A 17868-nucleotide genomic window follows, 5' to 3' on the forward strand; every position below is an offset into this window, starting at 1 on the left:
ACGATGACCGACCAGCCGCCCTCCGGCCCGCCCCAGGACCAGCCGCCCACCCCGCCGGCCGCTCCCCAGCCGACGTACGGCTATCCGCAGGCGCCCCCGCCCCAGCCGCAGCCGCAGCCCGGCTACGGCTACCCGGCCCAGCCGCAGCATCCGCAGCAGCCGGGCTACGGATACCCCGCCCAGCCGCCGACCGTCGTGGCGGGCGACAACACCCGCGCCAGGGAGAACCGCGCCATCGCGCTGATCGTCCTCGCGGCCGTCGTCGCCATCGGTCTGATCATCGGCTCCGGCGTCTGGTACTCCCGCTCCCTTGACGGAGGCGGTACCGCGAAGACCGGCGGGGACAAGGACGGCACCGCCACCGCGACCGGCGGCAAGGAGAAGGTGCCGGACAACCCGGCCGCCGACGTCGTGTTCAAGGTCCCGCAGCCCAAGACCGAGGAGAACGTCGTCACCACGCCGGGCTCCTGGCTGAGCAGCGGCGTCTACGCCAAGAGCGGCATCGCCGAGATCAACGGCTACGACCCGGCCGACGGCCACAAGAAGTGGACGCTCAAGCTGCCCGGCCCCGTCTGCGCGGCCACCGAGCACGTCACCGCCGACGGCCGCACCGGCATCGTCTACCAGCCCTCCATGCCGACCAAGGACAGCCGCCCCGGCTGCACCCAGGTCGCGGGCGTCGACGTCCGGGCCGGCACCAAGCTGTGGACCAAGTCGGTCGGCACGGGCGAGTTCGCCACCCAGTTCAGCAACGTCACCGTCGCCGGGAAGACCGTCGCGGTCGGCGGTCTCGGCGGCGGCGCGGCCTACGACATCGGCACCGGCAAGGTGCTCTGGCAGCCCAAGCCCGGCGACGACTGCGACGACGTCGGCTACGGCGGCGGCAGCAAGCTGGTCGCGGTCCGCAAGTGCGGCGCGTTCGGCAACCGCACCCTCAGCATCCAGAACATCGACCCCACCTCGGGCAAGGTGATCGCCGAGTACAAGATGGGCGCCGGCATCGACTACGCGGCCATCGTCTCCACCGACCCGCTGGTGGTCGGCGCGGACGCCGGGCACAGCGCGAGCGGCGGCAGCGGGGTCTCGGACTACTTCTCCATCGACAACCGCACCGGCAGGCTGCTGGCCCGTATCCCGGTCTCGGGCGACACCTACGACGGCGAGTGCGAGACCATCACCCTCGTCGAGGAGTGCAAGGGCGTCGTCGCGGGAGCGGGCAGGCTGTACCTGGCGACCAAGGAGCACAGCGGCAGCGGCAAGAGCAAGCTCGTCCACACCAACGAGGTCGTCGCCTTCGACCTCGCCACCGGCAAGCGGACCGGCCAGCGGGCCGAGGCCGGCGAGGGCTACACGCTGTTCCCGCTGCGCATGGACGGCGGCAACCTGATCGCGTACAAGGACGCGCCGTACGACAAGGGCGGCCAGGTCGTCCGCATCGACGGCGCCGCCTTCAAGTCCACGACGCTGATGGAGCTGCCCGCCGACCAGGCCGACCGTGCCCTCCAGACCGGTCTCCAGCCCAGCTTCTCGGAGTACCGGTACAGCCAGGGCAGGCTCTTCATGGCGGCGCCGAACGCGGGCAAGCCGATCGGGAGCTTCGACAAGGACAAGAACTGCGTGGTGGCCTTCGGCACCCGCGACTGACCGAAGCCCGCACGGCAGGCGCCCCGAGCGTGTAACTTCCGGGAGATCGGGAGGAACTGGGGGGTTGCTCTATGGGAGTGCGGCTCATGGTCGTCGACGACCACCGCCTGCTGGCGGAGGCGTTGGCGTCGGCGCTGAAGCTGCGCGGGCACCGGGTGCTCGCCGCGGCGGCGCCGGCCGCGGGCGCGGCCGAGCTGGTGATATCGCGCGCCCCCGAGGTGTGCCTGCTGGGCACCGCGGCACCCGCCGAGCCGGGGGCGTTCGACCCGGTGGCCCGCATCAAGCGGGAGCGCCCGCAGGTGGCCGTCCTGGTCCTCGGCCCGGTCCCGTCCCCGCGCGGCATCGCGGCCGCCTTCGCTGCGGGCGCCGCCGGGTACGTACGGCACGACGAGCGCATCGAGGGGGTCGAGCGGGCCATCCTGAAGGCCCGCGCCGGTGAGGCCGCCGTCGCCCCCCAACTGCTCCAGGGCGCCTTCGCGGAGCTGCTGAACCCGGCCGTGCAGCCCGACGACGAGGGCCAGCGGCTGCTGAGGCTGCTCACCCCGCGCGAGGTGGAGGTGCTGGTCCGGGTCGCCGACGGCGAGGACACCCGGCTGATCGCGGCCGGCATGGGGATAGCACCCAGCACCGCCCGTACCCATGTGCAGCGGGTGCTGATGAAGTTGGGGGTCGGCTCCCGGCTGGAGGCGGCCGCCCTCGCGGCCCGTACCGGGCTGCTGGACCGCGCCGGAGCCGCCCCGCACACGACGGAGCCGGAGCTGTAGTCCACAGCTCCGGCTCCGGCTTTCGTCCCCGCGGGGCTAGGGGGCGTCTCCCCGATCTTCGCGGGCCCGCGACCCCTGGCACGGCACCTCGCCGCACGGCCGAATCACCCAAGTACGTCCAGTACGAGGGCGACTCGACCGCACGCCGAGGCACCGCACCAGACGCCGCGGGCTGATCCACGAAGATCGGAAAGACACCCCCTAGTGCACGGGGTCCTCGTCGCCCGCGTCCTCGGTGGGCAGCGGGGGCGGGGTCGGCCGCAGCTTCAGCCAGGCCAGGAAGAACACCCCGAGGATCAGCATGCCGATGCCGGTCCACAGGTTGATGTTGACGCCCTCGGCCTTGTCGATCGCGGCCTGGGAGTCGGTGATGCCGGCGATCGTGACGATGATGCCGTAGAGCACGAACAGGCCGCCGATGATGCGCCGCAGGTCGAAGATGCGGGCCGCGGTGGCGGACTTGCCCTCCAGCTCGGTGACCTCGCGCTGGACGTCGTGCTCGGTCGCGCCGGGCCCGTGCTCGGGGCGGGGGGATTCGTCGGTCATGGTTTCCTCATCCTCCCGCGATCAGAACGAGAACGGGATGTAGCAGGCGGCGGCCAGGACGACCGCGCCCCAGCCGAGCAGGGCGGGCTTGCGGTACCAGGCGTCGTCGCCCTCGGCGGGTGCCTCGGACATGCCGGGCGACTTGGTGCCGTAGACCAGGCCCTGGAGTTCCTCGGCCGGCTTGGGCTTGGTGAACAGCGACACCGCGACCATGACGACCGCGCCCGCGACGAAGCCCGCGATGGCGGAGACGAAGTTGGCGCCCTGGTCGGAGGGGATCGAGATGATGCCCTCCTTGTAGAACACGAAGTAGTTGACCATCGCGGTGGCGGTACCGGCGAGCAGGCCCCAGAAGCCGGACTTGGCGGAGGCGCGCTTCCAGAACATGCCGACGATGAAGACCACGAACATCGGCACGTTGAAGAAGGAGAACAGCGTCTGGAGGTAGCTCATGATGTTCGAGAACGACGACGCCAGGAACGCCGTGCCGACCGACGCGGCGACACCGATCACGGTGATCCAGCGGCCGAAGCGGACGTAGTAGGCGTCCTCCTGGCCCGGTTTCACGTAGCGGGCCCAGATGTCGGTGGTGAACACCGTGTTGAAGGACGACACGTTGGCCGCCATGCCCGCCATGAACGCGGCGAGCAGACCGGTGACCGCGATGCCGAGCACACCGTTGGGCAGCAGCTCCTGCATCAGGTAGGGGATCGCGTCGTTGTACTGGAGCCCGGAGCCGGGCTGGCCGATCTTCGGGACCAGGGCGGCGGCGACCAGGCCGGGGATCATCACCAGGAAGACGATGAAGATCTTCGGGTAGGCAGCGATCAGCGGGGTGCGCTTGGAGGCGGAGAGGTTCTTCGCGGACAGCGCGCGCTGCACCTCGGCGAAGTTGGTCGTCCAGTAGCCGAAGGACAGCACGAAGCCGAGACCGAGCACGATGGTCAGCCAGTTGGCGCCCAGCGGGTTGGCGCTGCCGATGCCGGTGCCGCCCCAGGCGGTGGTGAAGTTGTGCCCGTGGGCCGCGTCCAGCTTGTGGGTCAGGCCGTCCCAGCCGCCGGCCTTCTTCAGGCCGAGGACGGTGATCGGGATGAGGGCGGCCAGGATCACGAAGAACTGGAGCACCTCGTTGTAGATCGCCGAGGACAGACCGCCCAGGGTGATGTAGCCGAGCACGAAGGCGCCCGCCACCACGATGGCCACCCATTGCGGCCAGCCGAGCAGGGCCTCCACCACGATCGCCAGCGCGTACAGGTTCACGCCCGCGATGAGGATGGCGGCGAAGGCGAACAGGATCGAACTGAGCAGGTGGGCTGCCTTGTCGAAGCGCAGCAGCAGGAACTCGGGGACCGAGCGGACCTTGCTGCCGTAGTAGAAGGGCATCATCACCAGGCCGAGGAAGACCATGGCCGGGATGGCGCCGATCCAGTACCAGTGCACGGTGTACGCGCCGTACTGGGCGCTGTTGGCCGCCATGCCCAGGATCTCGGTGGCCGCCAGGTTCGCCGAGATGAAGGCGAGGCCGGTGATCCAGGCGGGCAGCGAGCGTCCGGAGAGGAAGAAGTCCAGGCTGGTCTTCACCGAGCGGCGGGCCGCGAAGCCGATGCCGAGAACCACGACGAAGTAGATGGCCAGGATCGTGTAGTCGAGCCAGTTGGTGGGGAGCCGTAGCTCCGCCGCCAGATAGCTGGGGCCCGCCGCCAGGGGCGCGGGTCCGGTCGGGGGGGTCTGCATGAGAACTCGCTTCGTTGCGCGAACTGATCCAGAGCGGAACCTACGCCGCGGCGTTCATTATTTGAACAGTTCTGTTGGTGTTCTTTGTTCGATTGTGATCGTGCGAGCTGTTGTCGGGTTGTGGTTTGTTATGTTTGATTGTGTTGAGTGAGAGCGAGGAGTCCGGCGTGAAGAAGACCTCGACCCGGCTGGCCGACGGACGTGAGCTGGTCTACTACGACCTGCGGGACGACACCGTCCGCGACGCGGTGGACCGCCGTCCGCTGGAGCCCACGGTCACCGCTTCCGAGATCCGCCGGGACCCGCTGCTCGGCGACTCGGTGGCCGTGGCCTCCCACCGCCAGGGCCGCACCTACCACCCCCCGGCCGACGAGTGCCCGCTCTGCCCCAGCCGGGACGGGCGGCTCAGCGAGATCCCGGACTCCACCTACGACGTGGTGGTGTTCGAGAACCGCTTCCCCTCCCTCGCCGGTGACTCCGGCCGCTGCGAGGTCGTCTGCTTCACCTCCGACCACGACGCGTCCTTCGCCTCCCTCACCGACGAACAGGCCCGGCTCGTGCTGGAGGCGTGGACCGACCGCACCGCCGAGCTGTCGCATCTGCCCTCCGTCAAGCAGGTCTTCTGTTTCGAGAACCGGGGCGCCGAGATCGGGGTGACGCTGGGTCACCCCCACGGCCAGATCTACGCCTACCCGTTCACCACCCCGCGCACCGCACTGATGCTCCGCTCGCTCGCCGGCCACAAGGCCGCCACCGGCGGGGAGAACCTCTTCGACGCCGTCCTGGAACGCGAACTCGCCGGTGACCGGGTCGTCCTGCAGAGTGAACACTGGGCGGCCTTCGTCCCGTTCGCCGCGCACTGGCCCTACGAGGTGCACCTGTACCCCAAGCGCCGGGTGCCCGACCTGCTCGCGCTGGACGAGGCCGCGCGCACAGAGTTCCCCCAGGTCTATCTGGAACTCTTGAGGCGCTTCGACCGGATCTTCGGGCGGCCGGAGGGTGGAGAGGGCGACGAGGCCGAGGCGCCGACGCCGTACATCGCGGCGTGGCACCAGGCGCCGTTCGGCGACCTCCCCGGCTTCGACGGGGTGACGCGGGACGACTTCGCGCTCCACCTGGAGCTTTTCACCATCCGCCGCACATCCGGCAAGCTGAAGTTCCTCGCGGGTTCCGAGTCCGGCATGAACGTCTTCATCAACGACGTGCCGCCGGAGCGCGCGGCCGAGCGACTGCGAGAGGTAGCGAGTTCATGAAGTACCTGGTGACGGGTGGCGCGGGCTATGTGGGCAGTGTCGTCGCCCAGCATCTGCTGGAGGCGGGACACGAGGTCACCGTCCTCGACAATCTCTCCACCGGCTTCCGCGCGGGCGTGCCCGCCGGTGCCGCCTTCGTCGAGGGCGACATCCGCGATGCCGCCAAGTGGCTCGACCCGTCCTACGACGGCGTGCTGCACTTCGCCGCGTTCTCCCAGGTCGGCGAGTCGGTGGTGAAGCCGGAGAAGTACTGGGAGAACAACGTCGGCGGCACCATGGCCCTGCTCGCCGCCATGCGCGAGGCGGGCGTGAACCGGCTGGTCTTCTCCTCCACCGCCGCCACCTACGGCGAGCCCGAGGAGGTCCCGATCCCGGAGTCCGCCCCGACCCGGCCCACCAACCCCTACGGCGCCTCCAAGCTGGCCGTCGACCACATGATCACCAGCGAGGCGCACGCCCACGGCCTGGCCGCCGTCTCCCTGCGCTACTTCAACGTGGCCGGCGCCTACGGCCCCTACGGCGAGCGCCACGACCCCGAGTCCCACCTCATCCCGCTCGTCCTCCAGGTCGCCCAGGGCCGCCGCGAGGCCATCTCCGTCTACGGCGACGACTACCCGACCCCCGACGGCACCTGCGTCCGCGACTACATCCATGTCGCGGACCTCGCCGACGCCCACCTCCTCGCCCTCGGCGCCGCCCGCTCCGGCGAGCACCTGATCTGCAACCTCGGCAACGGCAACGGCTTCTCCGTCCGCGAGGTCGTGGAGACCGCCCGCGAGGTCACCGGCCACCCCATCCCCGAGGTCACCGCCCCGCGCCGGGCCGGCGACCCGGCGGTCCTGGTGGCGTCGGCGGAGACCGCACGCGCCACACTGGGGTGGAACCCGTCCCGCGCGGACCTCGCCGGGATCATCGCGGACGCCTGGGAGTTCGCGCGCGACACGCAGAGGGAGCACTAGTGGGGGCACAGCAGGTCCGGGAACGCTTCACCGAGCTGTACGGTGCGGCACCGGAAGGGGTGTGGGCGGCGCCGGGCCGGGTCAACCTGATCGGCGAACACACCGACTACAACGACGGTTTCGTCATGCCGTTCGCCCTGCCGCACCAGGTCACCGCGGCCGTCTCCCGCCGCACCGACGGCCTGCTGCGGCTGCACTCGGCCGACATCGAGGGCGAGGTCGTCGAACTCGTACTGGACGGCCTCGCGCCGGGCACCGACGACGACTGGACCGCGTACCCGGCGGGCGTGGTCTGGGCGCTGCGCGAGGCCGGGCACCCGGTCACCGGCGCCGACATCCACCTCGCCTCCACCGTGCCGACCGGCGCCGGGCTGTCGTCCTCGGCCGCGCTGGAGGTCGTCGTCGCGCTCGCGCTGGACGACCTGTTCGGCCTGGAGCTGCCGCGCTGGAAGCTGGCCCGGCTGTGCCAGCGCGCGGAGAACGTCTACGTCGGCGCGCCCACCGGCATCATGGACCAGACCGCGTCGGCCTGCTGCGAGGAGGGCCACGCGCTCTTCCTCGACACCCGCGACCTGTCCCAGCGGCAGATCCCGTTCGACCTGGCCGCCGAGGGCCTGCGCCTGCTGGTGGTCGACACCCAGGTCAAGCACGCCCACAGCGGCGGCGAGTACGGCAAGCGCCGGGCCGGCTGCGAGAAGGGCGCCGCCCTGCTCGGCGTCGACGCGCTGCGCGATGTGGCGTACGACGGGCTGGACGCGGCGCTGGAGCAGCTCGGCTCCGAGGACGACGCGGCCGAGGTGCGCCGGCTGGTGCGGCACATCGTCACCGAGAACCGGCGCGTGGAGCGGGTGGTGGAGCTGCTGACCTCGGGCGACGTCCGCGCCATCGGGCCGCTCCTCACCGAGGGCCACGCCTCGCTGCGCGACGACTTCCGGATCTCCTGCCCGGAGCTGGACCTCGCGGTCGACACCGCGCTGGCGGCCGGCGCGCTCGGCGCCCGGATGACCGGCGGCGGCTTCGGCGGCTCCGCGATCGCGCTGGCCGAGGTGTCCGCGGTGGACACCCTCACCAAGGCGGTCGAGGAGGCGTTCGCGGCGGCCGGGTACACGGCCCCGCGCGTCTTCGAGGCGGTGCCCTCGCCGGGCGCCCGCCGCCTGGGCTGATCCCCGAGCCTTCAGCCGAGCCGCTTGGTCAGCGTGTACTCCGTGATCCCCGGCGGATAGTCGGGGATCACGGACACCACGTCGTAGCCGCGGTCCTTGTAGAACTCCGGGGCCTGGAAGTCCCAGGTCTCCACGCGGGAGCGCGTACAGCCCCGGCCGGTGTGCGCGACGCGCTCGGCCTCCGCCAGCAGCCGGGAGCCGAGACCCGCGCCCCGGTACCGGGCGTCCACCCACAGATACGTGACGTGCAGCCACCCGGCCCAGGTGTGCCCGACCAGCCCCCCGGCGAGCCCGCCCGCCGCGTCCAGCACCCACACGTGCAGCGGGGTGTTCCGGTCGCCCGGCGAGCCGCGCAGCGCGGCCAGTACCGGGGAGGCCGCCGTGTTGGTGTCCCGCAGCCGGGCGCGCAGCAGATCCCGTCGGTCCTTGTCCACTTCCGTCTCGATCCGAAACATGCGGCACACCATAAACGCGACGGCCGGTCAGTTCCGTCAATCCGCTCCCCCCGGCCAGGGCCCGCCCGTACGCTGAGGGACCTCGCGAGCGGTACCGGTGGGGGCCGGTGGCCGATCAGGGGGCGGGACGGGCGGGTACGGGGACCGCGCCGGGGGTAGCAGTCTCCGCGACGGCGGCCGCCGCGCCGTGGGTGACCCCTGCTCCAAGTGGAGCCTGGGGAAGGGGGTTTCGTGGTTCGCATCCGAGTGCTGGTCGTGGACGACCATCGCATCTTCGCCGAGTCACTGGCGGCCGCTCTGGCGGCCGAGCCCGACGTGGACGTGTCCGCCGCGGGCAGCGGCCCGGCCGCGCTGCGCTGTCTGGAGCGCGCCGCCGCCGAGGGCCGCCGCTACGACGTACTGCTGGTCGACGCCGACCTCGGCCGGGTGCTGCCCGGCGGGCGGGCGGCGGTCCCGGTGCAGGCGGGCGACGCGGACGGCCTGGTGGACGGGATCTCGCTGGTCGCCGGGGTGCGCTCGGCGCAGGCCGGGGTGCGCACGGTGGTCCTCGCCGAGAAGGACGACCCGCACCGGGCCGCGCTCGCGCTCCAGGCGGGTGCCTCCGGCTGGGTCGCCAAGGACTGCTCGCTGTCCCGGCTGCTCACCGTGGTCCGGGGTGTGCTGCGGGACGAGACGCATCTGCCGGCCGCGCTGCTCACCGGCGTGCTGAAGGAGCTGACGGCGGCGCGCAAGCACCGCAGCGAGAGCGAGCGGCTGGTGTCGTCGCTGACCCCGCGCGAGCGGGAGGTGCTGCGCTGCATGGTCGCCGGGCTCGGCCGCAAGGCGGTCGCGGAACGGCTGTTCCTCTCCCCGCACACCGTCCGCACCCATATGCAGAACGTGCTGGGCAAGCTGGGTGTGCACTCCACGCTGGCCGCGGTGGCGCTGGCCCGGCGGGCCGGGGTGGGGCCGGTCGACCTAACCGGGGACGTTGTCGAACGGGGCGGTCAACTGGCGTAGCAGCCCGGCGAGTTCGCCGCGCTGGGCGCGGGACAGCTCGCCGAGGATGGCCCGCTCCTGGGCCAGCAGGCCCGCCAGTGCCTCGTCCGCGCGGTCCCGGCCGGTGTCGGTCAGCCGTACCAGCACACCGCGCCGGTCGCTGGGGTCGGGCAGTCGCTCCACCAGGCCCTTCTTGGCCAGCCGGTCGATGCGGTTGGTCATGGTGCCCGAGGTGACCAGCGTCTGGGTGAGCAACTGGCCGGGGGAGAGCTGGTACGGGGTGCCGGCGCGGCGCAGCGCGGTCAGCACGTCGAACTCCCAGGGCTCCAACTGGTGCTCGGAGAAGGCGAGCCTGCGGGCGCGGTCCAGGTGCCGGGCCAGCCTGCTCACCCGGCTCAGTACTTCCAGTGGTTCCACGTCGAGGTCAGGGCGCTCCCGGCGCCACGCTGCGACCAGCCGATCGACCTCGTCCTCCATGGAGATCAGTGTAGTGGTTGTGTCGACGTGAAGTCTCTTGAAGCGAAGCCTCTTGAAGCTGAGTATCTTGACATCGAGAGAAGTTCTTCGGGAAGGTGGCTGCCATGACGACGCCTTCCTGGGACCCCGCCCAGTACCTCCGTCACTCCGGCCACCGGCTGCGCCCGTTCACGGACCTGCTGGCCCGCGTCCCCGCCCTGCCGTCCGAGCGCCCCCGGATCGCCGACCTCGGCTGCGGCCCCGGCAACGCCACCGCGCTGCTCGCCGAACGCTGGCCCGGCGCCCGGATCACCGGGTACGACAACTCGCCCGAGATGCTTCAGCGGGCCCGCGCCGAACAGCCCGCGCTGGACTTCGCCCCCGCCGACGCCCGCACCTGGACACCCGAAGGCCCGCACGACCTGCTGCTGTCCAACGCCACCCTCCAGTGGGTGCCCGGCCACCTCGACCGGTTGGCGGACTGGACCCACGCGCTGAAGCCGGGCGGGGTGTTCGCCTTCCAGGTGCCGGACAACACCGACGCCCCGCTGCACACCCTGCTGCGCGAACTGGCCGCCACGCCCCGCTGGGCGTCCCGCCTGGCCGGCGTCCTGCGCACCCCCGACTCCGTCCACACCCCCGGCGCCTACCTGGACCACCTGGCCCGCCTGGGCTGCGCCACCGACGTCTGGCAGACCACCTATCAGCACGTCCTCCCCGGCCCCGACCCGGTCCTGGACTGGGCCAAGGGCACCGCCCTCCGCCCCGCCCTGACCGCCCTGGCCGACGATCCGGAGGCGCGGGACGCCTTCGTCACCGAATACCGAGACCTCCTCCGAGAGGCGTACCCGACCGCCCCGTACGGCACGGTCCTGCCCTTCCGCCGCCTGTTCGCGGTCGCGGTGAAGGGGGCCTGAGCCGTGCTGCGTGCGATCGACCACGTCCAGCTCGCGATGCCGTCCGGCACGGAGGACGCGCTGCGCGCCTTCTACGGCGGGGTGCTCGGCATGACGGAGGTGCCCAAGCCCCCGGCGCTGGCGGCGCGCGGCGGCTGCTGGTTCCGGGCGGGCGGGGTCCAGCTCCATCTGGGCGTCGACGACGACTTCCGTCCCGCCCGCAAGGCGCACCCCGGCCTGCTGGTCGCGGACCTCGACGCGTGCGCCGCCCGGCTGGCCGCCCACGGCGCGCCGGTGGAGTGGGACGCCGGGCAGCCCGGCCACCGCCGCTTCCACTCCAGCGACCCGGTGGGCAACCGCCTGGAGTTCCTGGCGGCGGACGCCTAGTTCTTGCGGTGGCCTATCAGGCGGGGCTTCTGTTCCAGGCCGTCCAGGCCGTGCCAGGCGAGGTTGACGAGGTGGGCGGCCACCTCGGCCTTCTTGGGGCGGCGGACGTCGAGCCACCACTGGCCGGTGAGGGCGACCATGCCGACCAGGGCCTGGGCGTAGAGCGGGGCGAGCTTGGAGTCGAAGCCGCGGCTCTTGAACTCGCGGCCCAGGATGTCCTCGACCTGGGTGGCGATGTCGGAGATCAGCGAGGCGAAGGAGCCGGTGGACTGCGGGATGGGGGAGTCACGGACGAGGATGCGGAAACCGTCCGTGTACTCCTCGATGTAGTCCAGCAGCGCGAACGCGGCCTGCTCGCACAGCTCACGGGGGTGGCCGGCGGTCAGCGAGCCGGTGACCATGTCCAGCAGGCACCGCATCTCCCGGTCCACCACGACCGCGTACAGCCCCTCCTTGCCGCCGAAGTGCTCGTACACCACCGGCTTGGAGACCCCGGCCTTGGCCGCGATCTCCTCCACCGACGTGCCTTCGAAGCCCTTGGCCGCGAAGAGGGTCCGGCCAATCTCCAGCAACTGCTGGCGGCGCTCCGCACCGGTCATCCGGGTCCGGCGGGTCCGCCGTGTCTTGTCGTTGCTGGAGGTGCTGCTGGAGTCGGTGGCCACGCCGTCAATCATGCCGCCTTCGCGGCGGCCTTCCCGCGCCGGGCGGAACCGTCGTCGTCGGTGCGGCGGGAATCGATGCGCGAGCGCGACGGCCAGCGCACGTCATAGGCCCAGCCGAGCTTCTCGAACCAGCGGATGAACCGGGCCGAGGAGTCGATCTGCCCGCGCTCCACCCCGTGCCGCGCGGAGGTCGGGTCGGCGTGGTGCAGGTTGTGCCAGGACTCGCCGCAGGACAGCACGGCCAGCCACCACACGTTGCCCGAGCGGTCGCGGGACTTGAAGGGGCGCTTGCCCACCGCGTGACAGATCGAGTTGATCGACCACGTCACGTGATGCAGCAGGGCCACCCGGACGAGTGAACCCCAGAAGAACCCGGTGAAGGCGCCCCACCAGGACATCGTCGCCAGCCCGCCGATCAGCGGGGGCAGCAGCAGCGAGACGGTCGTCCACAGCGCGAACTGCCGGGAGATCGCCCGCATGGCGGGGTCCTTGACCAGGTCCGGCGCGTACTTCTCCTGCGGGGTCTGCTCCTCGTCGAACATCCAGGCGATGTGGGCCCACCACAGGCCCTTCATCAGCGCGGGGAGCGTCTCCCCGAACCGCCACGGCGAGTGGGGGTCGCCCTCGGCGTCGGAGAACTTGTGGTGCCTGCGGTGGTCGGCCACCCAGCGCACGAGCGGCCCCTCCACCGCCATCGACCCCATGATCGCCAGCGCGATCCTGAGCGGCCGCTTCGCCTTGAAGGAGCCGTGGGTGAAGTAGCGGTGGAAGCCGATGGTGATGCCGTGGCACCCGAGGAAGTAGAAGAACACCAGCAGGCCCAGGTCGAGCCAGCTCACCCCCCAGCCCCACACCAGCGGCACGGCCGCGAGCAGGGCCAGGAACGGTACGACGATGAACACCAGGAGCGCGATCTGTTCGATCGAGCGCTTCTGTTCGCCGCCCAGCGTGGCGGTCGCGCCATCGGTGCGGGCTTCGTCGATCACATCGGAACTACTTGAGGTCATGCGCGTCCCCTGTGGGGTCGAGGGCGGGGGTCGAGGCGGTGCCGGACAGGTAGGGAACGGACGGTACGTCCCTACGGTTCCGTAACCTACGGCGTCGTAAGTATGTCAGCGGTCAGGTCGGCGGCAAGAGCCCGAGATCCTGCGCGTCCACCGGGACACCTATCCTTGGAGACGGTCGGACAGCGCGGTCCGCTCTGTTTGCTTCCCGGACGTTCCGGCCGGTATGCGGCGTTTTGCCGTGTGATGGATGGGTGTCCGGGTTCCCTCCGGATGAGCTTCAACACCGCAAGGAGCCGCACCTGTGAGCAGTGTCGACGACCAGAGCACCACGAACGGCCAGGCGCTGCGCGCCGACATCCGGCGCCTGGGCGATCTCCTGGGCGAGACCCTCGTCCGCCAGGAGGGCCCCGAGCTGCTGGAACTGGTCGAGAAGGTCCGCCGTCTCACCCGCGAGGACGGCGAGGCCGCGGCCGAGCTGCTGCGCGGCACCGAGCTGGAGACCGCCGCCAAGCTGGTGCGCGCCTTCTCCACCTACTTCCACCTCGCCAACGTCACCGAGCAGGTGCACCGCGGCCGCGAGCTGCGCGCCCGCCGGGCGGCCGAGGGCGGTCTGCTCTCCCGTACCGCCGACCGGCTGAAGGACGCCGACCCCGAGCACCTGCGGGACGCCGTCCGCAACCTCAACGTGCGCCCGGTGTTCACCGCCCACCCCACCGAGGCCGCCCGCCGCTCGGTCCTCAACAAGCTCCGGCGTGTCGCGGAGCTCCTGGAGACCCCCGTCCTGGACTCCGACCGCCGCCGCCACGACGTACGGCTCGCCGAGAACATCGACCTCGTCTGGCAGACCGACGAACTGCGCGTGGTCCGCCCCGAGCCCACCGACGAGGCCCGCAACGCCATCTACTACCTGGACGAGCTGCACGCCGACGCCGTCGGGGACGTCCTGGAGGACCTCACCGCCGAGCTGGAGCGGGTCGGCGTCACCCTGCCGCCGGACACCCGCCCGCTGACCTTCGGCACCTGGATCGGCGGCGACCGCGACGGCAACCCCAACGTCACCCCCCAGGTCACCTGGGACGTGCTGATCCTCCAGCACGAGCACGGCATCAACGACGCGCTGGAGATGATCGACCAGCTCCGCGGCCTGCTCTCCAACTCCATCCGCTACGCCGGCGCCACCCGGGAACTCCTGGAGTCCCTGGAGACCGACCTGGAGCGCCTGCCGGAGATCAGCCCCCGCTACAAGCGGCTCAACGCCGAGGAGCCCTACCGGCTCAAGGCCACCGCGATCCGGCAGAAGCTGGAGAACACCAAGCAGCGCCTCGCCCGCAACACCCCGCACGAGGAGGGCCGCGACTACCTCGGCACCGCCGAACTCCTCGCCGACCTGCGCATCATCCAGACCTCCCTGCGCGAGCACCGCGGCGCCCTCTTCGCCGACGGCCGCATCGACCGCGTCATCCGCACCCTGGCCGCCTTCGGCCTCCAGCTCGCCACCATGGACGTACGCGAGCACGCCGACGCCCACCACCACGCCCTCGGCCAGCTCTTCGACCGGCTCGGCGAGGAGTCCTGGCGCTACGCCGACATGCCCCGCGAGTACCGCGCCAAGCTGCTCGCCAAGGAGCTGCGCTCGCGCCGCCCGCTCGCCCCGAGCCCGGCCCCGGTCGACGAGGCCGGCGCCAGGACACTCGGCGTCTTCCAGACCGTCCGGCGGGCGCTGGAGGTCTTCGGGCCCGAGGTCATCGAGTCGTACATCATCTCGATGTGCCAGGGCGCCGACGACGTGTTCGCCGCGACCGTGCTGGCCCGCGAGGCCGGACTGCTCGACCTGCACGCCGGCTGGGCCAAGATCGGCATCGTGCCGCTGCTGGAGACCACCGACGAGCTGAAGGCCGCCGACACCATCCTGGAGGACATGCTCTCCGACCCCTCCTACCGGCGCCTGGTCGCGCTGCGCGGGGACGTCCAGGAGGTCATGCTCGGCTACTCCGACTCCTCCAAGTTCGGCGGCATCACCACCAGCCAGTGGGAGATCCACCGCGCCCAGCGCCGGCTGCGCGACGTCGCCCACCGCTACGGCGTCCGGCTGCGCCTCTTCCACGGCCGCGGCGGCACCGTCGGCCGCGGCGGCGGCCCCTCGCACGACGCGATCCTCGCCCAGCCCTGGGGCACCCTGGAGGGCGAGATCAAGGTGACCGAGCAGGGCGAGGTCATCTCCGACAAGTACCTGATCCCCTCCCTCGCCCGGGAGAACCTGGAGCTGACGGTCGCCGCCACCCTCCAGGCGTCCGCCCTGCACACCGCGCCCCGCCAGTCCGACGAGGCCCTCGCCCGCTGGGACGCGGCCATGGACGTCGTCTCCGATGCCGCCCACGCCGCCTACCGCCGGCTCGTCGAGGACCCCGACCTGCCGACGTACTTCCTCGCCTCCACCCCGGTCGACCAGCTCGCCGAGCTGCACCTGGGCTCGCGGCCCTCCCGCCGCCCCGGCTCGGGCGTCTCGCTCGACGGCCTGCGCGCCATCCCGTGGGTGTTCGGCTGGACCCAGTCCCGGCAGATCGTCCCCGGCTGGTTCGGCGTCGGCTCCGGCCTCAAGGCCCTGCGCGAGACCGGGCTCGACACCGTGCTCGGCGAGATGCACGAACAGTGGCACTTCTTCCGGAACTTCATCTCCAACGTCGAGATGACCCTCGCCAAGACCGACCTGCGCATCGCCCAGCACTACGTCGACACCCTCGTCCCCGACGAGCTGAAGCACGTCTTCGACACCATCAAGGCCGAGCACGAGCTGACCGTCGCCGAGGTCCTGCGCATCACCGGCGAGACCGAACTCCTCGACGCCCAGCCCGAGCTGCGGCAGACCCTGAGCATCCGCGACGCCTACCTGGACCCGATCTCCTACCTCCAGGTCGCCCTGCTCAAGCGCCAGCGCGACGCGGCCGCCGCCGGTGAGGAACCCGACCCGACCCTGGGCCGCGCCCTCCTGCTCACCGTCAACGGCGTCGCGGCGGGCCTGCGCAACACCGGCTGACCCGAAGCGCGTACGACGGTGCCCCCGGAACTCGTCGGTTCCGGGGGCACCGATGCGTCAGGGTCCCGTTTCAGGAGAGCACGAAGGCCGCCGTCAGCAGGGCCGCGCCCGCCAGGCCCAGCACCCAGGCGAGCCGGGACATCCGCATCCCGCCCGCGACCACCACCGAGGCCAGCAGCAGCGCCCCGCCCAGCGGCAGCCAGGCCAGCAGGACACCGGAGACGCCCGCGCGCACGGCGAAGTCCGTGCCGGGCTCCAGGACGACGTCGTAGCTGTGCCCCTCGCGCACCACCACCGACCGCTCGATCCGCACGGACGGCCGCGCCGTGGCGCCCGGCGACAGCGGCTTGAACGAGCCCTCGCAGCGCTCCGGCAGACAGTGGGTCACCGTCAGCGTGCCGCGCTCACGCCCCTTGGGCAGCATCGCGTGCTGCGCGGTCCCCCAGGACCCCCACGCCCCGGCGAACACGATCAGCCCGGCGAACACCCCCGCGACCACGACCCGGCCCATCCGGACGACGGACCCCGAACGCGCGGAACTGGCGGAGGCAGGAGACATGGCCGGGATCATTGGCCATACCCCTACGACGGGTCAACTCCAGGGGTGCCCCCGACGCCCCCGGCGCTACGAGTTGTACGCCGACTGCGCCCGCTCCAGCCCCTCGATGACCAGGCACTCCACCGCGTCCGCGGTGCGGTCCACGAAGTAGTCCAGTTCCTTGCGCTCGGCCGAGGCGAAGTCCTTCAGGACGAAGTCCGCGACCTGCATCCGGCCCGGCGGACGGCCGATGCCGAAGCGGACGCGGTGGTAGTCCGGCCCCATCGCCTTGGTCATCGACTTCAGGCCGTTGTGCCCGTTGTCGCCGCCGCCCAGCTTCAGCCGCAGCACGCCGTAGTCGATGTCCAGCTCGTCATGGACCGCCACCACCTGGGAGAGCGGCACCTTGTAGAAGTCGCGCAGCGCGTTCACCGGACCGCCCGACAGATTCATGTACGACATCGGCTTGGCCAGGATCACCCGCCGGCCGGCCGGGCCCACCGGACCGATCCGGCCCTCCAGCACCTGCGCCTGCGCTTTGCCCGACCGCTTGAACTTCCCGCCGATCCGCTCCGCGAGCAGATCCACCGCCATGAAACCGACGTTGTGCCGGTTCATCGCGTACTCCGGCCCCGGATTACCGAGCCCGACCACCAGCCAAGGGGCGTTTGCGGGGGTACTCAACGAGCCACTCTCCTCGATATGCGCCAGCCGCCGCCCCCGGAAGCGGGGACGACGGCTGACAGATGATTCAAGCCGGTGCGGCTCAGGCCTCGGCGGACTCTTCGCCCTCGGCGGCCGCGTCCTCGGCCGGCTCCTCGACCTGGGCGGCCAGGACCTGGAGGACGACGGCGTCGTCCTCGACGGCCAGGGAGACACCCTTGGGGAGCTTGATGTCCTTGGCGTGGACGGAGGCACCGGCCTCCAGGCCCTCGACGGAGACCGTCACGGACTCGGGGATGTGGGTGGCCTCGGCCTCGACCGGCAGCGCGTTCAGCACGTGCTCGAGCAGGTTGCCGCCCGGGGCCAGCTCGCCCTCGGCGACGACCGGGATCTCGACGGTGACCTTCTCGCCACGCTTGACCAGCAGCAGGTCGACGTGCTCCAGGAAGCCCTTCAGCGGGTCGCGCTGCACGGCCTTCGGGATCGCCAGCTCGTTGGTCTTGCCGTCGATGTCCAGGGAGATCAGGACGTTCGGCGTACGCAGGGCGAGCAGCAGCTCGTGGCCCGGCAGGGAGATGTGCAGCGGCTCGGAACCGTGGCCGTAAAGGACACCGGGAACCTTGTTGTCACGGCGGATGCGACGGGCGGCACCCTTGCCGAACTCGGTGCGGGACTCGGCGGCGAGCTTGACCTCGGACATGCGGATCACTCCTCGTACAGGTAGGACGG

18 protein-coding genes are annotated in these 17868 nt (G+C 71.4%); 9 read left to right on the forward strand and 9 right to left on the reverse strand.

Annotated features, from left to right (window positions below; all coding sequences use genetic code 11):
• Positions 1–3: 3 nt before the first annotated feature.
• Positions 4–1644, forward strand: a complete 1641-nt coding sequence (locus ACZ3HQ_RS17475; protein ID WP_467511782.1) for an outer membrane protein assembly factor BamB family protein — start codon at positions 4–6, stop codon at positions 1642–1644.
• A 71-nt stretch (positions 1645–1715) separates the two neighbouring features.
• Complete coding sequence (locus ACZ3HQ_RS17480) at positions 1716–2408, forward strand: helix-turn-helix transcriptional regulator (RefSeq protein ID WP_030814646.1); 693 nt, start codon at positions 1716–1718, stop codon at positions 2406–2408.
• A gap of 201 nt (positions 2409–2609) precedes the next feature.
• Here the strand turns inward: ACZ3HQ_RS17480 and ACZ3HQ_RS17485 are convergent, their stop codons facing one another.
• Positions 2610–2954, reverse strand: a complete 345-nt coding sequence (locus ACZ3HQ_RS17485; RefSeq protein ID WP_467511784.1) for a hypothetical protein — start codon at positions 2952–2954, stop codon at positions 2610–2612.
• A gap of 21 nt (positions 2955–2975) precedes the next feature.
• A complete protein-coding gene (locus tag ACZ3HQ_RS17490) occupies positions 2976–4688 on the reverse strand; it encodes a sodium:solute symporter family protein (RefSeq protein ID WP_467511786.1) in 1713 nt (570 codons plus the stop codon).
• A gap of 167 nt (positions 4689–4855) precedes the next feature.
• Here ACZ3HQ_RS17490 and galT point away from each other — a divergent pair, with 167 nt between their 5' ends.
• The 3 genes from galT to galK are packed head-to-tail and all read left to right on the forward strand — an operon-like array spanning position 4856 to position 8063.
• Positions 4856–5941, forward strand: a complete 1086-nt coding sequence (gene galT / locus ACZ3HQ_RS17495) for a galactose-1-phosphate uridylyltransferase (RefSeq protein WP_467511788.1) — start codon at positions 4856–4858, stop codon at positions 5939–5941.
• On the forward strand, positions 5938–6900 hold the full coding sequence (galE, locus tag ACZ3HQ_RS17500) for a UDP-glucose 4-epimerase GalE (protein WP_350904099.1): 963 nt from the start codon (positions 5938–5940) through the stop codon (positions 6898–6900). The genes galT and galE overlap by 4 nt, the downstream gene beginning before the upstream one ends.
• Positions 6900–8063: a galactokinase gene (galK, locus tag ACZ3HQ_RS17505; protein WP_467511791.1), complete on the forward strand. Its 1164-nt coding sequence runs from the start codon at positions 6900–6902 to the stop codon at positions 8061–8063. The genes galE and galK overlap by 1 nt, the downstream gene beginning before the upstream one ends.
• Positions 8064–8074: 11 nt before the next feature.
• Here galK and ACZ3HQ_RS17510 read toward each other — a convergent pair whose 3' ends face one another.
• Positions 8075–8530, reverse strand: a complete 456-nt coding sequence (locus tag ACZ3HQ_RS17510) for a GNAT family N-acetyltransferase (RefSeq protein ID WP_467511792.1) — start codon at positions 8528–8530, stop codon at positions 8075–8077.
• 219 nt (positions 8531–8749) lie between these two features.
• On the opposite strand from ACZ3HQ_RS17510, the gene ACZ3HQ_RS17515 reads away from it, so the two are divergent.
• Positions 8750–9517, forward strand: coding sequence for a LuxR C-terminal-related transcriptional regulator (locus ACZ3HQ_RS17515; protein ID WP_467511794.1), 768 nt, complete (start codon positions 8750–8752; stop codon positions 9515–9517).
• Here ACZ3HQ_RS17515 and tamR read toward each other — a convergent pair.
• Positions 9476–9973 carry a MarR family transcriptional regulator TamR gene (gene tamR / locus ACZ3HQ_RS17520; RefSeq protein ID WP_030814668.1) on the reverse strand — a complete coding sequence of 166 codons (498 nt, stop codon included), beginning with the start codon at positions 9971–9973 and terminating at the stop codon, positions 9476–9478. The two genes, ACZ3HQ_RS17515 and tamR, sit on opposite strands and share 42 nt — an antisense overlap.
• Before the next feature lie 104 nt (positions 9974–10077).
• On the opposite strand from tamR, the gene ACZ3HQ_RS17525 reads away from it, so the two are divergent.
• Together ACZ3HQ_RS17525 and ACZ3HQ_RS17530 are read left to right on the forward strand one after the other, a co-directional pair.
• The gene (locus tag ACZ3HQ_RS17525; RefSeq protein WP_467511796.1) at positions 10078–10869 is read left to right on the forward strand and encodes a trans-aconitate 2-methyltransferase; all 792 of its coding nucleotides are present in this window, start codon (positions 10078–10080) and stop codon (positions 10867–10869) included.
• Between the two features lie 3 nt (positions 10870–10872).
• A complete protein-coding gene (locus ACZ3HQ_RS17530) occupies positions 10873–11235 on the forward strand; it encodes a VOC family protein (RefSeq protein WP_467511798.1) in 363 nt (120 codons plus the stop codon).
• Here the strand turns inward: ACZ3HQ_RS17530 and ACZ3HQ_RS17535 are convergent.
• Together ACZ3HQ_RS17535 and ACZ3HQ_RS17540 are read right to left on the reverse strand one after the other, a co-directional pair.
• Positions 11232–11909 carry a TetR/AcrR family transcriptional regulator gene (locus tag ACZ3HQ_RS17535; RefSeq protein WP_161146734.1) on the reverse strand — a complete coding sequence of 226 codons (678 nt, stop codon included), beginning with the start codon at positions 11907–11909 and terminating at the stop codon, positions 11232–11234. The two genes, ACZ3HQ_RS17530 and ACZ3HQ_RS17535, sit on opposite strands and share 4 nt — an antisense overlap.
• Positions 11906–12904 carry an acyl-CoA desaturase gene (locus ACZ3HQ_RS17540; protein WP_467511801.1) on the reverse strand — a complete coding sequence of 333 codons (999 nt, stop codon included), beginning with the start codon at positions 12902–12904 and terminating at the stop codon, positions 11906–11908. Before ACZ3HQ_RS17540 ends, ACZ3HQ_RS17535 begins: the two co-directional genes overlap by 4 nt.
• A gap of 301 nt (positions 12905–13205) precedes the next feature.
• Between ACZ3HQ_RS17540 and ppc the strand changes: the two genes are divergently transcribed.
• Complete coding sequence (gene ppc, locus ACZ3HQ_RS17545; protein WP_467511803.1) at positions 13206–15938, forward strand: phosphoenolpyruvate carboxylase; 2733 nt, start codon at positions 13206–13208, stop codon at positions 15936–15938.
• A gap of 70 nt (positions 15939–16008) precedes the next feature.
• Here ppc and ACZ3HQ_RS17550 read toward each other — a convergent pair whose 3' ends face one another.
• The 3 genes from ACZ3HQ_RS17550 to ACZ3HQ_RS17560 all read right to left on the reverse strand — a co-directional run bounded on the left by ACZ3HQ_RS17550 (position 16009) and on the right by ACZ3HQ_RS17560 (position 17839).
• Positions 16009–16497, reverse strand: a complete 489-nt coding sequence (locus ACZ3HQ_RS17550; RefSeq protein WP_467511805.1) for a hypothetical protein — start codon at positions 16495–16497, stop codon at positions 16009–16011.
• 66 nt (positions 16498–16563) lie between these two features.
• Positions 16564–17160, reverse strand: a complete 597-nt coding sequence (gene pth / locus ACZ3HQ_RS17555; protein WP_467511807.1) for an aminoacyl-tRNA hydrolase — start codon at positions 17158–17160, stop codon at positions 16564–16566.
• Positions 17161–17242: 82 nt separating this feature from the next.
• Positions 17243–17839 carry a 50S ribosomal protein L25/general stress protein Ctc gene (locus ACZ3HQ_RS17560; RefSeq protein WP_467511809.1) on the reverse strand — a complete coding sequence of 199 codons (597 nt, stop codon included), beginning with the start codon at positions 17837–17839 and terminating at the stop codon, positions 17243–17245.
• Between the last annotated feature and the right edge of the window lie 29 nt (positions 17840–17868).

This window comes from Streptomyces sp. NPDC018263, assembly GCF_055562575.1.

Excerpts from the sequence above, each read along its gene's own strand:
- ACZ3HQ_RS17490 (WP_467511786.1), bottom strand. The coding sequence starts at position 4,688 with ATGCAGACCCCCCCGACCGGACCCGCGCCCCTGGCGGCGGGCCCCAGC.
- ACZ3HQ_RS17550 (WP_467511805.1), bottom strand. The coding sequence starts at position 16,497 with ATGTCTCCTGCCTCCGCCAGTTCCGCGCGTTCGGGGTCCGTCGTCCGG.
- ACZ3HQ_RS17475 (WP_467511782.1), top strand. The coding sequence starts at position 4 with ATGACCGACCAGCCGCCCTCCGGCCCGCCCCAGGACCAGCCGCCCACC.
- ACZ3HQ_RS17480 (WP_030814646.1), top strand. The coding sequence starts at position 1,716 with ATGGGAGTGCGGCTCATGGTCGTCGACGACCACCGCCTGCTGGCGGAG.
- ACZ3HQ_RS17560 (WP_467511809.1), bottom strand. The coding sequence starts at position 17,839 with ATGTCCGAGGTCAAGCTCGCCGCCGAGTCCCGCACCGAGTTCGGCAAG.
- tamR (WP_030814668.1), bottom strand. The coding sequence starts at position 9,973 with ATGGAGGACGAGGTCGATCGGCTGGTCGCAGCGTGGCGCCGGGAGCGC.
- ACZ3HQ_RS17525 (WP_467511796.1), top strand. The coding sequence starts at position 10,078 with ATGACGACGCCTTCCTGGGACCCCGCCCAGTACCTCCGTCACTCCGGC.
- ACZ3HQ_RS17540 (WP_467511801.1), bottom strand. The coding sequence starts at position 12,904 with ATGACCTCAAGTAGTTCCGATGTGATCGACGAAGCCCGCACCGATGGC.
- ACZ3HQ_RS17510 (WP_467511792.1), bottom strand. The coding sequence starts at position 8,530 with ATGGTGTGCCGCATGTTTCGGATCGAGACGGAAGTGGACAAGGACCGA.
- ACZ3HQ_RS17535 (WP_161146734.1), bottom strand. The coding sequence starts at position 11,909 with ATGATTGACGGCGTGGCCACCGACTCCAGCAGCACCTCCAGCAACGAC.
- galE (WP_350904099.1), top strand. The coding sequence starts at position 5,938 with ATGAAGTACCTGGTGACGGGTGGCGCGGGCTATGTGGGCAGTGTCGTC.
- ACZ3HQ_RS17485 (WP_467511784.1), bottom strand. The coding sequence starts at position 2,954 with ATGACCGACGAATCCCCCCGCCCCGAGCACGGGCCCGGCGCGACCGAG.